The sequence below is a fragment of the Pseudomonas sp. B2M1-30 genome (genome assembly GCF_025447575.1).
Classification (GTDB): domain Bacteria; phylum Pseudomonadota; class Gammaproteobacteria; order Pseudomonadales; family Pseudomonadaceae; genus Aquipseudomonas; species Aquipseudomonas botevensis.
This window is the reverse complement of sequence record NZ_JAOEJT010000009.1, coordinates 153,631-167,046: the sequence shown is the minus strand read 5'-3', so window position 1 is coordinate 167,046 and position 13,416 is coordinate 153,631. Positions and strand designations below refer to the sequence as shown.

Below are 13,416 nucleotides of genomic sequence, written 5' to 3'. Positions count from 1 at the left end.
AGTATAACGGCGAACTGCCGGGCGTTCGTCAGGGTCTTAACTTTACCGACGTTGCTTCGTTATCAGATGATTCAGGAGATTTTCCCATGCGCCTACCTTCTCGCCTGATCGGCGGTGTAGTGGTTGCCACCCTGCTCACTCAATTGACCGCCTGCGGTTCGATTTTCTATCCCGACCGCCGTGGCCAGATCGACGGCAAGATTGACCCGGCGATTGCCGTGCTCGATGCCGTGGGCCTGCTGTTCTACATCATCCCAGGCGTGATCGCGTTTGCCGTGGACTTCGCCACCGGCGCGATCTATTTCGAACCGGGCCACACCGCGCAAATCGATCCGGCCAAGCTCAAGCAGGCGGTCGATCCGGATGGCCGGGTCGATAACCTCAAGCTTCAGGCTATTCTCGAAAGCGAACTGGGCCGCAACCTGCCGCTGGACGACCCGCGCCTGATCCAGCACAAGGGCAGCACCCAGCAACTGGCGATGTTCGGCCTGCAACCCGCCGCCTGAGGAATCCGCAACCCCATGACCTCCAGCCCCGAACACGCCCGCCTGCTGCGGCTGGCAACCCGCGCCTCGGTGGCGGTGGCCTGTACGCTGATCGCCGCCAAAGCCATCGCCTGGTGGCTGAGCGGTTCGGTGAGCATGCTCGCCGGCCTCACCGACTCGGCTCTCGATGGCGTCACCTCGTTGCTCAATCTGCTGGCGGTGCATTACGCACTGCGCCCGGCGGATGACGATCACCGCTACGGCCACGGCAAGGCGGAGTCCCTGGCCGGGATGGCGCAGGCGCTGTTCATCGGCGGCAGTGCGGTGCTGATTGCGTTTCAGGCGTTCGAGCGCTTGAAGACACCGGAGCCGCTCGGCGCGCCGTGGCTCAGCATTGGCGTAATCGTGTTTTCCCTTGTGCTGACGGCGGCGCTGCTGACCCTGCAACATCGGGTGATCAAACAGACCGGCTCCAACGCCGTGCGCGCGGACTCGCTGCATTACCGCTCGGACCTGCTGCTCAACGGCAGCATCCTGATCGCGTTGATTCTGGCCGGGCTCGGCTTTCAGCAACTGGATGCGTGGTTCGGCCTGGGAATCGCGGTCTACATCCTGTGGAGCGCGATCCAGATCGCCCGCGAGAGTTTTTCGGTGTTGATGGATGAAGAGCTGCCGCCAGACGTCAGCCAGCACATGCTCGAACTGGCGTGCGGCGTGCCGGGCGTGTTGGGAGCGCATGACTTGCGCACGCGGATTTCCGGCAATCACTGGTTCGTGCAACTGCACCTGGAATTGCCGGGGGAGCTGACTTTGTCAGTCGCCCACGGCATCAGCGATCAGGCGGCGGCGGCGATCCATACCGCCTACCCACGGGCCGAAGTGCTGGTACACGCCGACCCGCAGGAAGTGGTGCTGACCGCGCGGGCCGGGCACCCCGTTCAGTAGCTGACCTGATAACCGCGACTGCTCAGGCAATTGCCCTGGGCCTGGCGGTAGGCCTGCACCACTTCCGGCGCAGGCTGGTAGGTCGCGGTGCGCGGATCGAAACCGCTTTGCTGCACCGCGTACTGATAGCACTCGTAGCCGTCACGCTGAACCTGCTCCGGCGACTGGCCGTTGGCCGGGTACGCCACAACGTCATAGCCGTTGCTCGCCGGTTGCGCGGGCTGCACCGGCGGCTCGACCACTTCGTAATCCTGGGTCGCCTCCTGATAGGCGTAGTACGAGCCGGCGGCGAGGAACAGCAGCGCGCCGCCGATCCACACTTCACGGGCGTAATCGGGCAGGTACTGGATGCGGATCCCCCGTGGCGGCTGCACCACGATGTAGCGCGGGCCTTGCGGGCGATACCAGTAACCGCCGGAATAGAAGTAGTCCTGGCCGCGATACGGCACGCGGAAATCCCGATCCGGGAAGCGATCGATCACATGCCCCGGCCGATATTGCGGACCTGGCCCCCAACCGTTGCCATGCCCGTCCGGACGTCCTGGCCAGCGATGGTCATCGGGACGGTTGCCGGTCTGCCATTGCGGATGGTAGCCGCCGTTCTGCGGGCGCTCGTCACGGTAGTAGCCCTGGCGCGGTTCCTGGGTCTGGCGCACGGTGTCGGGGCGAGACTGGATCGGCAGGCTGTTGGCCGGCAGTTGTGGTGGCGGTGGTGGCTGGCGCACGGGGTTGGGGTTGTAGGCCGGACGCTCGCGATTTTGGTTCTGATCGTGGTTTTGCCACTGGTTCTGATCATGGTTCTGCCACTGGCCATTGTTGTGCTGCTGGCCGTTGTGTTCGAACTGGCGACTGTTGTCGCCACGGATGATCTCGTTGTTCTGCGGGCGCGGCTGATTCTGCTGCGGATTATTTTGCGGGCGCGGCTGATTGTTGTTGCCGTGGCCCTGATTATTGCCCTGGTGCTCAGGCCCGCGTCCGCCGCCGTTCGGGCCATGATTCTCGGACTCATCGGCGAGCGTTTGCGCAGTGACACTCACACACAACAAACCAACACCGGCCAGACGCCAGATGCGCGACTTCATGCTTTTCCTCACTGCGGGTTAGGGCTTGTAGCTAAGACCGGGAATCTACACACCGGGTTCTGCTACAGGTTATCAGTCGCGGGATTTATTTATTGAGCGGGAAAGGGTCAAATCGCGGGCAAGAAAAAGGGGAGACCCGTCGGTCTCCCCTCTAGTGAACTTCGTCCTGGCTCGACGCTTTTGACGTCGGCTCACCTCACGCCGTCTTCTGGACAGTGTGCAGCTCGGGGACCGGCACGACCCCGGTGGGGGTGGCGGTCGCGGCAGGCCGGATAGGGCGGGCCGCTGTGGACTGTGTTACCGAGCAGTGATTCTGGTGATAAGAATAGGCTCGAGACCGCGACAGATGATTGCGAAGATTGCTCAAATAAACATCACTTGCGCAATTTTTAACCCTGGATAGATAATCCGCCGCAATAGTTAGAACAAAGGACCGTTTGATGAGCAAACTCGACCGTTACGACCTGAGCATTTTGGCGGAATTGCAGCGCGACGCCCGCATCTCCAACCAGGAGCTGGCCGAGCGCATCGGTCTGTCGCCCTCCCCGTGCTCGCGTCGGGTCAAACAACTGGAGGACGACGGCTACATCTCGCGCCAGGTCGCCCTGCTCGATCGCAAGATGCTCGGCCTGAGCCTGACCGCCTACGTGCTGATCGGCATGGACCGGCACACGCCGGAGCGTTTCGAGAACTTCGAGGCGGCGATCCGCACCTTGCCGCAGGTGCTGGAATGCAGCCTGGTGACCGGGGTGGACGCCGACTATCAGTTGAAAGTGGTGGTGCCGGACATGGATCACTATCAGAAACTGCTGCTGGGGCATCTGACGCGGATTGAAGGGGTGACGAGTGTACGGTCGAGTTTTGTGCTGAATCAGGTGCTGAACAGTACTGAGTTGCCGCTCACTCATTTGCGCAACTGATCCCCCAATCGGAGCGCCGCCCAACCGACCAATGACCGCGACACGCCGACGCAGGTCAATGCGCCGGCGATCCGCGCTGGCGTATACTCCCCGCCGCCCTTTCAGCCGCGTCCGCGCCGGAGATGCCCGATGGATCCAGCAGTATTTGAAGAGTGGATGATGACTGGTCTGGTCAGCATCCTGATCATTTTCATGGGTTTCATCGTCTGGGATCTGGCGAAGAAGTCCAAGGCCGGGCGCTTCGGCTCGTTCATTCTGTTCTTCGTGCTGGGCCTGGGCGTGGCCGCGTTCATCATCAAGAGCGTGGTGATCGGCCTGATCGAATCCGGCGCCTTATAAGCGCGCCGGCACCTCTTTCCACTGGCCCTGATCGAGCCCTTCGATCGTCCAGTCGCCGATCCTGACCCGCACCAGTCGCAGCGTCGGCAGCCCGACCGCTGCGGTCATCCGCCGAACCTGCCGGTTGCGCCCTTCGCGAATCACCAGTTCCAGCCAGCTAGTCGGTACGGTCACGCGAAAGCGCACCGGCGGATTGCGCGGCCACAGCTGCGGCTCATCCAGTTGCCGCGCCTCGGCGGGCAAGGTCATGCCGTCATTCAGTTCGACGCCGTCACGCAGACGCTGCAACTGCTCGGCCGTCGGCACGCCTTCAACCTGCACCCAATAGGTTTTCGCCAGTTTGTGTTTCGGATCGGCAATCCGCGCCTGCAACTGGCCGTCGTTGGTCAGCAGCAGCAAGCCTTCGCTGTCGCGATCCAGACGTCCGGCCGGATAGATGCCGGGCACATCGATGAAGTCCTTGAGCGTCGCCCGCCCTTCGCCGTCGCTGAATTGCGTCAGCACGTCGAACGGTTTGTTGAACAGGATCAGCTTCGGCTCGGCCGGCGGTGCCTTGGCCACGCGGCGGGGAGCATGGGGGGATGGCTTCGCACCGGGGCGGCGGGAAGGAGGACGCGGGGGACGGGACATGGGCAAAACAACATCTGACGGTCAGGGCTGCTAATGCTAGTAGCCTGACCGCCAAATGACCACGACTAACCGTTAACGGAACGGCGGCTCGTCGAAGCTGCGCAGTTTGCGCGAGTGCAACGAGTTGAGTTCGGTGCGCAGCAGGTCCACCGCTTCGATACCGATCTTCAAATGCTGGCTGACCGCGCGCTCGTAGAACGCATTGGCCGAGCCCGGCAGTTTGATTTCGCTGTGCAGCGGCTTGTCGGAAACGCAAAGCAACGTGCCGTACGGCACCCGCAGGCGATACCCCTGGGCGGCGATGGTGCCGCTTTCCATGTCCACCGCCACGGCGCGGGACAGGTTGATCAGCGGACGCTCCTGAGCCCAGCGCAACTCCCAGTTACGGTCGTCGTAGGTCAGCACGGTGCCGGTGCGCAGGCGTTTTTTCAGGTCGTCGCCCTTCTCGCCGGTGATGTTCGCCGCTGCCTGCTGGAGTGCAAGCTGCACTTCGGCCAGCGCCGGGATCGGGATGTTCGGCGGCACCACCCGGTCGAGAATGCCGTCACGGCGCATGTAAGCGTGAGCCAGCACGTAGTCGCCGATGGTCTGCGACTGACGCAGGCCGCCACAGTGACCGATCATCAGCCAGCAATGCGGACGCAGCACCGCCAGGTGGTCAGTGATGTTCTTGGCGTTGGAAGGGCCGACGCCAATGTTGATCAACGTCACACCATGGCCATCGCTGGCGATCAGGTGATACGCCGGCATCTGGTAGCGGTGCCAGACCACCCCGGCGGCAATCGCCGAAGCTTCGCCGTGGTCCATGGTCTTTTCGATGATCACGTTGCCCGGCAGCACCATGCGCACGAAACGCGGGTCTTTGCGCAGTTGTTCCAGGCCGTGGACGATGAACTGGTCGACGTAGCGATGATAGTTGGTCAGCAGGATCCACGGCTGCACATGCCGCCAGTCGCTGCCGGTGTAATGCACCAATCGGCGCAGGGAGAAATCCACCCGCGCCGCGTCGAACAGCGCCAGCGGCAACGGGTCGGTGTTTTCCCAGTCGTAGAGGCCGTCGGCGATGCCATCGGTGGCGGCGGACAGGTCGGTACTCGGGAACACCCGCGCCAGCACGGCAGCGGTGACGCCGGAGCCGGCCAGTTCATCGCCTTGCTCGACCACGTACGGATACGGAATGTTCTGCTCGCTGACGCCGACTTCCACGGTCACGGTGAAGTCGTGCATCAGCGGCGTCAGTTGTTCCAGCAGGTATTTGCCGAAGGCCTTCGGGTGGGTGACGGTCACGCTGTAGGTGCCCGGCAACTGCACCTTGGCATAGGCGCGGGTGGTCTGCGGGACTTCGCCCTGGCAATGGTAGGTCAGACGCAATTCGGGATAACGGAACAGGGCGCGCTGCTCGGCGTCGGGTTCGACGCGATCCTTGAGGTAACGCTTGAGCGCCGAACTCAGCGCCGTGGTGGCCCGCTCATGCAGCTCGGCCAGACGATCCACGGCTTGTTCAGCGGTTTGAACGACAATAAACGCTTCGGTCACGATCAGCTTCCTGTGTTCTGACTTGCAGAGCTTCATCTTGCCTGCATCGTGGCGCGACGGGAACAGTGGCATGTTGGCTTTGCGCTATTGATGCGGACATCAAAAGCAATGTGGGAGCAGGCTTGCTCCCACAAGAAAAGTCCGCTGCTTCAGAAACCCCGCGGTGTCGAGCGGGCGACGATGGCTTCGACGTCCAGCCCACGGGGCAGCGCACCGTAGACTCGTCCACCGCCATTCAGACGACTGGCGATGAACGCATCGCTCACCGCCGAGTTGCCGGCCTCCAGCAACAATTTGGCTTGAAGCCCCAGCGCGATGTCCTCGGTCAATTGCCGCGCGCGGTATTGAATGTCGCCGGTGTCCTTGAACTGTGCCTGCAATTGCTGAATGTGCGCGGCCAGGCGTTTGTCGCCATGGCCGTCGCCGAGTTCGCTGAACAGCACATCAAGCACGCCCGGCTCTTTCGACAAGGCGCGCAACACGTCGAGGCATTGCACGTTGCCGGAGCCCTCCCACGTCGAGTTCACCGGCGCCTCGCGGTACAGACGCGGCAGGATGCTGTCCTCGACATACCCCGCGCCGCCCATGCATTCGGCGGCTTCGTTGATCATTCCCGGCGCGCGTTTGCAGATCCAGTATTTGCCCACCGCTGTCACCAGTCGGGCGAATTGTGCTTCGTGGCGATCGTCCAGATGATCCAGCGCCTTGCCCATGCGCAGGCTCAGGGCCAGCGCGGCTTCGCTTTCCAGCGCCAGGTCGGCCAGCACGTTCTGCATCAACGGCTGTTCGCTGAGCAGTTTGCCGCCGACCTTGCGGTGCGCGCAGTGATGGCTGGCCTGGGTCAGCGCCTGGCGCATCAGCGCGCTGGAGCCGACCATGCAGTCGAAACGGGTCATGGCCACCATCTCGATGATGGTCGGTACGCCGCGTCCTTCTTCGCCGACCATCCACGCCAGCGCGCCACGAAACTCCACTTCGCTGGAGGCGTTGGAAACGTTGCCGAGTTTGTTTTTCAGGCGCTGGATGTAGAACTGGTTGCGCGTGTCGTCCGGACGATGACGCGGCAGCAGGAAGCAACTCAGCCCCTTGTCAGTCTGCGCCAGGGTCAGGAACGCATCGCACATCGGCGCCGAACAGAACCACTTGTGCCCCACCAGCTCATACGCCTGGCCCGGGCCGCTGGCGCCCACCGGATAAGCCTTGGTGGTATTGGCGCGCACGTCGGTGCCGCCCTGTTTCTCGGTCATCGCCATGCCGATGGTGACCCCGGCCTTGTGCGCCATGCCGACGTTACGCGGGTCGTATTCGGTGGCAAGGATCTTCGGCAGCCACTGCTCGGCCAGATTCGGCTGCAGGCGCATCGCCGGGACGCTGGCGAAGGTCATGGTCAACGGGCATCCGCTGCCGGCCTCGGCCTGGCTGTGCAGGTACGTCATCGACGCGCGAGCGACATGCGCGCCATCCTGGGGATGAGCCCAGGGCAACGACGTCAGGCCGTGTTCGATGGCGGTGCGCATCAACTGGTGATAGGCCGGGTGAAACTCCACCAGATCGATGCGATGACCGTAGCGGTCATGGCTGGCGAACACCGGTTTGTTCTGGTTGGCGAGGAATCCTGCTTCCATCAATGGCCCACCGGCCAGGGCGCCGTAGGTGTCGATCCGCGACTCGGCCCAACCGGCGCCGAACCGGCGCGACCACTCTTGCAACGGCAGGTCGATGCGGTACAGGTTGGTGCCGTCCAGGGAAGGCGGCTGGTTGGTGACTTCGTGGGTTTCGGCGAACTGATGCAGGTTCATGACGGGGCTCCTTTGCTCGACCATGGGGTCAGTTAAGCACCGCCTCCGGGTCGATCAAAGTGTCATTTACGCCTAATTGGCGGCGCTTTCACCCCATCACTGATTCCATCAGTAGCAGAGCACCCGTCGCTCCAGTGCCGCTTGCAGGTCTTCGAATTTCACCGGTTTGTTCAGGTAATCGATGAGCGCGCCGCTGACGCAGAACTCGCGATCGACGCCCGGCGCAACGACGAACACCGGCAGATGCGCACACCCCGGCAGGTCGCGGATCTGGCCGCACAACGAGGCGCCATCGAGGGTCGGCAACTGGCAATCGACCAGCACCGCGTCGAACATCTCGCGCTGCAAACATTCGAGCGCCGCTGCGCCAGTGTCAGCGGTGCGCACGCGGAAACCGAGCTTGAGCAACATGCCGCGAATCACCAGTTGGTTGACGCTGTTGTCGTCCACCAGCAACACGGTGCAGTCCTGGGGCGAGCGCCCGCTATCGCGGATGATCGCCGGCGCCGGCTCGACCGATGGCAGTTCGAACTCGACATCCAGCTGAAAACGACTGCCGCGCCCCGGTTCGGAACGATGAGTGAGCTTGCCGCCGAGCAATTCCACCAGTTGCCGACAGATCGCCAGGCCAACACCGAGGCCGCCGTATTCGCGGGTCATCGAACCGTCGAGCTGGAAGAAGCGCTGATACATCGTCGCCTCCCCCAGATCGGTGAAACCGATGCCGGTGTCGATCACCGCAAAGGACAGCGCCAGGCGATTGTCCGGCGAAGGTTTGCCGGTGACCCGCAGGGCCAGACCGCCAACGCGGGTGAACTTGATCGCGTTGTCCAGCAGGCACTCCAGGCATTGCGCCAGTTTCGCGCTGTCGCCATGCAGGCGATCCGGCAGGGTCGGCAGCACGTCGACCTTGAAGTCCAGCGACTTGCTCGTCGCATTGTTCTCGAATTGACCACGCAACGTCTCGATCACCCCGCGCAGGCTGAAACTGCCGGGCGTGGCCTTGAGCTTGCCGGCCTGCAATTCGGTCAGGGTGAGGATGCCGTTGACCATGCGCATCATGTCCCGCGCGGAACCGGCGGCGGTCTGCTGGTATTGCTCAAGCTCCGGGTCCAGTTCCACGGTCTGCATCAGCTCCAGCGAGCCGATCACGCCGTTCATCGGCGTGCGCAGTTCGTGGGTCAGGGTCGCGAGGAATTCATCCTTGAGCCTGTTGCTGCGGGCCAGTTGCTGGTTGAGCACTTCGAGTTTCTGCCCGGCATCGAACAGGGTCTGCGCCTGTTGCTCACGCATCGCGTTGATCCGGTCGGCCAGCGCCAGCGACAACAGCGCCACTTCGATCGCCGAGCCGATCTGGCTGGCGTACATGGTCAGGAACACGTTCGGCAGCAAGCCCAGCACCATCAGGGTGTTGATCACGCCGCCCAGCAGAAACGCCGACCAGGCAATGATGAAATAACGCGCCACCCGCAAGCCGCGCCACCAGGCGAGAAGCCCGGCGGTAAAGATCACCACGGTGAAGGTCAGTGCCAGGGTCGTTGCCAGACGCAGGGCCAGCGCGTAACTGGTCATCAGCGACAACCCGACCACCAATGCGCCAAACGCGATCAGGGCAATCAGCACACGGTCGAGCCAACGGCTGTGCTGCCGGGTTTGCAGGAAGCTGCGGGCGAACTGGCTGCCGAACAACCCCGCGCAACCAATGAAAAACGGTGTGGCGGCGTTGGCCCACCACGGGTTGTCCGGCCAGAAATACTCCACCGCCGCGCCGTTCACCGACAATTGATAGAGGCCGAATGAGGCGATATAGAAGATGTAATAGAGGTAGCTGGTGTCGCGCACGCTGAGGTAGATGAACAGGTTGTAGACCACCATCCCCAGCAGCACGCCATAAATAATGCCCAGCACGTACAGGCGTACCGGCTGGTCTTCGAGATAGGCGGTGCTCGACCACAACGTCACCGGAGCCTGGATCGAACCTTCGCTGGCCAGCCGCAGGTAGACGGTTTGCTGCTGTCCGGGCTCGAAGCTGAGGTCAAACAGATAGTTGTTCTGACGGATCTCGCGACTGGCGAACGGCAAAGCGTCACCGGTCTGCCGCGCGAGGCGGTAATTGCCATTGGCGTCGGCCAGATACAGGTCGAGATGATCGAGGGGCGGATAGGCCAGCTCCAGCAGCCAGGTGCGCTGTGCTGTCGGATTGCTCGGAAGGTAACGCAGGTCGATCTTCAGCCAGAACGCCGAACGCGAATAACCGGCATTGAGCGTGGCTTTGTCGTGGGTCTTGAAATTTCCCGCAGCGGCCTCGGCGCGGACGTCGGCCAGCGTCGCCTCACCGCTCGCATCTTCGAACACTTGCAGGGAGCGGCCCAAAGGAAGGCTCTGGGTGAACTCGTCGAACTCGACAGCGTTTGCCAGGAGGGGCAAACAGAACAGCAACATCAACAAATAGCGCATTGAAGCCCCAGCGTGGCTTGTCCGGTTGTGTCAGGAAGCCCCCCATTTCCCTTTGAGCAGACGTAAAACCGGTATTACCTGTTATTGGTTTGGATCCACTCTAGCATAGCCGTTGATGGCCATTGAGCACCATGGAAATTTTTCCTACAACAGCTCTAGAACGGGCGTTTCAGAGCAAAGCTGCGAGCTAGAGCTGTTGACTTGGTCAGGTTGTGACAACAGCGTCGCCATCCACTGTCCGGGTTATCGGCCGAGCTGATCGCCACAACACCCGAAAAACAGGTTTGGTGGTAAGCTCGCGCACCATGAATATCTACAGCTCTCGCCCCGTTGTCCTCTGTCTCTCCGGCCACGACCCCAGTGGTGGCGCCGGCTTGCAGGCAGATATCGAAGCCCTGCTCGCCCAGGGTTGCCATGCGGCTCCGGCCGTCACCGCCCTGACCGTGCAAGACACGGTCAACGTCACCGACTTTCGCGTCCTCGACCGCGAGTGGGTGTTGGCCCAGGCCAATGCCGTGCTCAACGACTCCGAAGTCGCGGCGGTGAAACTGGGCATGCTCGGTTCGCTGGAAATGGTCGACACCGTCGTCGAACTGCTTTCGGCGCACCCGCACCTGCCAGTGGTCTGCGACCCGGTGCTGCGCGCCGGCGGCGGCGGACGCCTGGGCAAGGACGAAGTCGGCTACGCCATGCGCGAACGCCTGCTGCCGCTGTCGATCATCGCCACTCCCAATCTTCCCGAAGCACGGATCCTCGCCGAACTGCCCGACGGCACGGCGGACGAGTGCGCGGAAAAACTCCTGCCGTTCGTCAAGAATCTGCTGATCACCGGCGGTCACGGCGACGAAACCGAAATCCATAACCGCGTGTACAGCCGCGACGGCCTGCGTGAAACCTTCATCTGCCAGCGTCTGCCGGGCAGCTATCACGGCTCCGGTTGTACATTGGCCAGCGCCCTGGCCGGCCGTCTGGCCCAGGGTGAACATCTGGCCAGTGCCGTTCGCAGCGCACTGGATTACACCTGGCGTACCCTGCGCGATGCCGAACAACTGGGCAAAGGCCAGTACGTGCCGCGTCGCCTGCCGCTGGATTTCTGCTCGTAACGTCGTGAGGTCTGCCTGATGAAACTCCGTGGCCTGTACGCCATCACCGACAGCACGTTGCTGGAAGGCAAGTTTCTGTCTTACGTGGAGGCGGCGCTGGAAGGCGGCGTCACCCTTCTGCAATACCGCGACAAGAGCAGCGACGAGGCCCGGCGTCTGCGCGAGGCCGAAGCGCTGCGCGATCTGTGCGAACGCTACAAGACGCAACTGATCATCAACGATGACGCCGAACTGGCCGCGCGCCTGAACGTCGGCGTGCATCTGGGCCAGACCGACGGCCCGCTGTCGCCGACCCGCGCCCTGCTGGGCTCGAAAGCGATCATCGGTTCGACCTGCCACGCGCAACTGGCGCTGGCCGAACAGGCCGCCAAAGAAGGCGCGAGTTACGTCGCCTTCGGGCGTTTCTTCAATTCCAGCACCAAACCCGGTGCGCCGAGTTGCAGTCTGGGTCTGCTCGATGACGCCCGCCGCACACTGCAACTGCCGATCTGCGCGATCGGCGGCATCACCCTCGATAACGCTGCGCCGCTGGTGGCCCATGGCGTCGACCTGCTGGCCGTGGTGCATGGCCTGTTCGGGGCCGAAAGCACCACCGAGGTCACCCGCCGCGCCCGCGCATTCAATGAATTGTTCAAATCCTGAAATTTGAGAGCCCGATCATGTCCCGTTCCGAAACCCTGTTTGCCAATGCCCAGAAACACATTCCCGGTGGCGTGAACTCGCCGGTTCGCGCGTTCAAGAGCGTCGGCGGCACGCCGCTGTTCTTCAAGCACGCCGAAGGCGCCTACGTCACCGACGAAGACGACAAGCACTATGTGGATTACGTCGGTTCCTGGGGGCCGATGATCCTCGGCCACAGCCATCCGGATGTGCTGGACGCGGTACGCAAGCAACTGGAGCACGGCCTGTCCTATGGCGCGCCGACCGCAATGGAAACCGAGATGGCCGATCTGGTCTGCTCGCTGGTGCCGTCGATGGACATGGTGCGCATGGTCAGCTCCGGCACCGAAGCGACCATGAGCGCGATCCGTCTGGCCCGTGGTTTCACCGGCCGTGACAGCATCATCAAGTTCGAAGGCTGCTACCACGGCCACTCCGACAGCCTGCTGGTCAAGGCCGGTTCCGGCGCGCTGACCCAGGGCGTACCGAGCTCGGCGGGCGTGCCGGCGGCATTCGCCAAACACACCCTGACCCTGCCGTTCAACGACATCGACGCCGTGGAAAAAATGCTCGCCGAAGTCGGTCAGGACGTGGCGTGCATCATCGTTGAGCCGGTGGCCGGCAACATGAACTGCGTACCACCGGCGCCGGGCTTCCTCGAAGGCCTGCGCAGCCTGTGCGACAAACATGGCGTGGTGCTGATTTTCGACGAAGTGATGACCGGTTTCCGTGTCGCCCTCGGCGGTGCCCAGGCCTACTACGGCGTAACCCCGGACCTGACCACGTTCGGCAAGATCATCGGTGGCGGCATGCCAGTCGGCTGCTTCGGCGGCAAGCGTGAAATCATGCAGAAGATCGCGCCGCTGGGTCCGGTCTACCAGGCTGGCACGCTGTCGGGCAACCCGCTGGCGATGGCCGCCGGCCTGACCACCCTGCGCCTGATCAGCCGCCCGGGCTTCCACGCCGAGCTGACCGACTACACCACGCGCCTGCTCGACGGCCTGCAACAACGCGCCGATGCGGCCGGCATTCCGTTCGTCACCACCCAGGCCGGCGGCATGTTCGGTCTGTACTTCAGCGGCGCTGACGACATCGTCACCTTTGACGACGTGATGGCCAGCGACGCCGCACTGTTCGGACGATTCTTCCACCTGATGCTCGAAGGTGGCGTGTACCTGGCGCCGAGCGCTTTCGAAGCCGGTTTCACCTCCATCGCCCACGGCGAAACCGAGCTGAAACTGACCCTCGACGCCGCCGAACGCGCCTTCGCCGCACTGAAGTAAGCGCCACATCGCTGACGTTGGCCTGTGCCAACGTCAGCATTTACCTACATCTCCCCGCTTTTTCCGACGCGGCTGCTAAAAATCCCCAGCAAATTGGGTGATATGTTTCCCACGCAGCAGAAAATCGAGTAAAGACTTTGTAAGGTTGGCCCTGCTTATTTCATAATGCGCGCTTAT

Annotated in this window: 12 protein-coding genes; 7 read left to right on the top strand and 5 right to left on the bottom strand. The window is 62.8% G+C overall.

The annotated features are described in order from the left end of the window. The first annotated feature begins 86 nt into the window (after window positions 1-86). Together N8H74_RS18625 and N8H74_RS18620 are read left to right on the top strand one after the other, a co-directional pair. A complete protein-coding gene (locus N8H74_RS18625) occupies window positions 87-506 on the top strand; it encodes a polyribonucleotide nucleotidyltransferase (RefSeq protein ID WP_262149344.1) in 420 nt (139 codons plus the stop codon). A gap of 15 nt (window positions 507-521) precedes the next feature. After that, window positions 522-1,430 (top strand): cation diffusion facilitator family transporter, encoded by a 909-nt coding sequence (locus N8H74_RS18620; protein ID WP_262149342.1) that lies wholly within the window; start codon window positions 522-524, stop codon window positions 1,428-1,430. Here N8H74_RS18620 and N8H74_RS18615 read toward each other — a convergent pair. Further along, window positions 1,424-2,512 (bottom strand): DUF6515 family protein, encoded by a 1,089-nt coding sequence (locus N8H74_RS18615; protein ID WP_262149340.1) that lies wholly within the window; start codon window positions 2,510-2,512, stop codon window positions 1,424-1,426. The two genes, N8H74_RS18620 and N8H74_RS18615, sit on opposite strands and share 7 nt — an antisense overlap. Before the next feature lie 440 nt (window positions 2,513-2,952). Here N8H74_RS18615 and N8H74_RS18610 point away from each other — a divergent pair, with 440 nt between their 5' ends. Both N8H74_RS18610 and N8H74_RS18605 read left to right on the top strand, forming a co-directional pair. Further along, window positions 2,953-3,432 carry an Lrp/AsnC family transcriptional regulator gene (locus N8H74_RS18610; protein WP_008081091.1) on the top strand — a complete coding sequence of 160 codons (480 nt, stop codon included), beginning with the start codon at window positions 2,953-2,955 and terminating at the stop codon, window positions 3,430-3,432. A gap of 129 nt (window positions 3,433-3,561) precedes the next feature. Continuing rightward, on the top strand, window positions 3,562-3,771 hold the full coding sequence (locus N8H74_RS18605) for a DUF2788 domain-containing protein (protein ID WP_003228500.1): 210 nt from the start codon (window positions 3,562-3,564) through the stop codon (window positions 3,769-3,771). On the opposite strand, the gene N8H74_RS18600 is transcribed toward N8H74_RS18605, so the two are convergent. The 4 genes from N8H74_RS18600 to N8H74_RS18585 all read right to left on the bottom strand — a co-directional run bounded on the left by N8H74_RS18600 (window position 3,766) and on the right by N8H74_RS18585 (window position 10,193). Beyond that, window positions 3,766-4,332, bottom strand: coding sequence for a pseudouridine synthase (locus tag N8H74_RS18600; RefSeq protein WP_217830308.1), 567 nt, complete (start codon window positions 4,330-4,332; stop codon window positions 3,766-3,768). The genes N8H74_RS18605 and N8H74_RS18600 overlap by 6 nt on opposite strands. A gap of 141 nt (window positions 4,333-4,473) precedes the next feature. Then, window positions 4,474-5,973: an AMP nucleosidase gene (amn, locus tag N8H74_RS18595; protein ID WP_217830146.1), complete on the bottom strand. Its 1,500-nt coding sequence runs from the start codon at window positions 5,971-5,973 to the stop codon at window positions 4,474-4,476. A 113-nt stretch (window positions 5,974-6,086) separates the two neighbouring features. Then, window positions 6,087-7,736, bottom strand: coding sequence for an acyl-CoA dehydrogenase family protein (locus tag N8H74_RS18590; RefSeq protein ID WP_262149336.1), 1,650 nt, complete (start codon window positions 7,734-7,736; stop codon window positions 6,087-6,089). A gap of 108 nt (window positions 7,737-7,844) precedes the next feature. After that, a complete protein-coding gene (locus tag N8H74_RS18585; protein WP_262149334.1) occupies window positions 7,845-10,193 on the bottom strand; it encodes a hybrid sensor histidine kinase/response regulator in 2,349 nt (782 codons plus the stop codon). 305 nt (window positions 10,194-10,498) lie between these two features. On the opposite strand from N8H74_RS18585, the gene N8H74_RS18580 reads away from it, so the two are divergent. Genes N8H74_RS18580 through hemL form a run of 3 tightly spaced genes read left to right on the top strand, consistent with a single transcriptional unit; the run spans window position 10,499 to window position 13,239 of the window. Beyond that, window positions 10,499-11,296 (top strand): hydroxymethylpyrimidine/phosphomethylpyrimidine kinase, encoded by a 798-nt coding sequence (locus tag N8H74_RS18580; RefSeq protein WP_262149332.1) that lies wholly within the window; start codon window positions 10,499-10,501, stop codon window positions 11,294-11,296. 18 nt (window positions 11,297-11,314) lie between these two features. Then, on the top strand, window positions 11,315-11,938 hold the full coding sequence (gene thiE, locus N8H74_RS18575) for a thiamine phosphate synthase (protein ID WP_217830150.1): 624 nt from the start codon (window positions 11,315-11,317) through the stop codon (window positions 11,936-11,938). 17 nt (window positions 11,939-11,955) lie between these two features. After that, window positions 11,956-13,239 (top strand): glutamate-1-semialdehyde 2,1-aminomutase, encoded by a 1,284-nt coding sequence (hemL, locus tag N8H74_RS18570; RefSeq protein ID WP_262149330.1) that lies wholly within the window; start codon window positions 11,956-11,958, stop codon window positions 13,237-13,239. The last annotated feature ends 177 nt before the right edge of the window (window positions 13,240-13,416 follow it).

Coding starts and splice junctions, on each gene's coding strand:
- N8H74_RS18625 (WP_262149344.1), top strand. CDS start 87: ATGCGCCTACCTTCTCGCCTGATCGGCGGTGTAGTGGTTGCCACCCTG.
- N8H74_RS18620 (WP_262149342.1), top strand. CDS start 522: ATGACCTCCAGCCCCGAACACGCCCGCCTGCTGCGGCTGGCAACCCGC.
- N8H74_RS18615 (WP_262149340.1), bottom strand. CDS start 2,512: ATGAAGTCGCGCATCTGGCGTCTGGCCGGTGTTGGTTTGTTGTGTGTG.
- N8H74_RS18610 (WP_008081091.1), top strand. CDS start 2,953: ATGAGCAAACTCGACCGTTACGACCTGAGCATTTTGGCGGAATTGCAG.
- N8H74_RS18605 (WP_003228500.1), top strand. CDS start 3,562: ATGGATCCAGCAGTATTTGAAGAGTGGATGATGACTGGTCTGGTCAGC.
- amn (WP_217830146.1), bottom strand. CDS start 5,973: ATGAAGCTCTGCAAGTCAGAACACAGGAAGCTGATCGTGACCGAAGCG.
- N8H74_RS18590 (WP_262149336.1), bottom strand. CDS start 7,736: ATGAACCTGCATCAGTTCGCCGAAACCCACGAAGTCACCAACCAGCCG.
- N8H74_RS18585 (WP_262149334.1), bottom strand. CDS start 10,193: ATGCGCTATTTGTTGATGTTGCTGTTCTGTTTGCCCCTCCTGGCAAAC.
- N8H74_RS18580 (WP_262149332.1), top strand. CDS start 10,499: ATGAATATCTACAGCTCTCGCCCCGTTGTCCTCTGTCTCTCCGGCCAC.
- thiE (WP_217830150.1), top strand. CDS start 11,315: ATGAAACTCCGTGGCCTGTACGCCATCACCGACAGCACGTTGCTGGAA.
- hemL (WP_262149330.1), top strand. CDS start 11,956: ATGTCCCGTTCCGAAACCCTGTTTGCCAATGCCCAGAAACACATTCCC.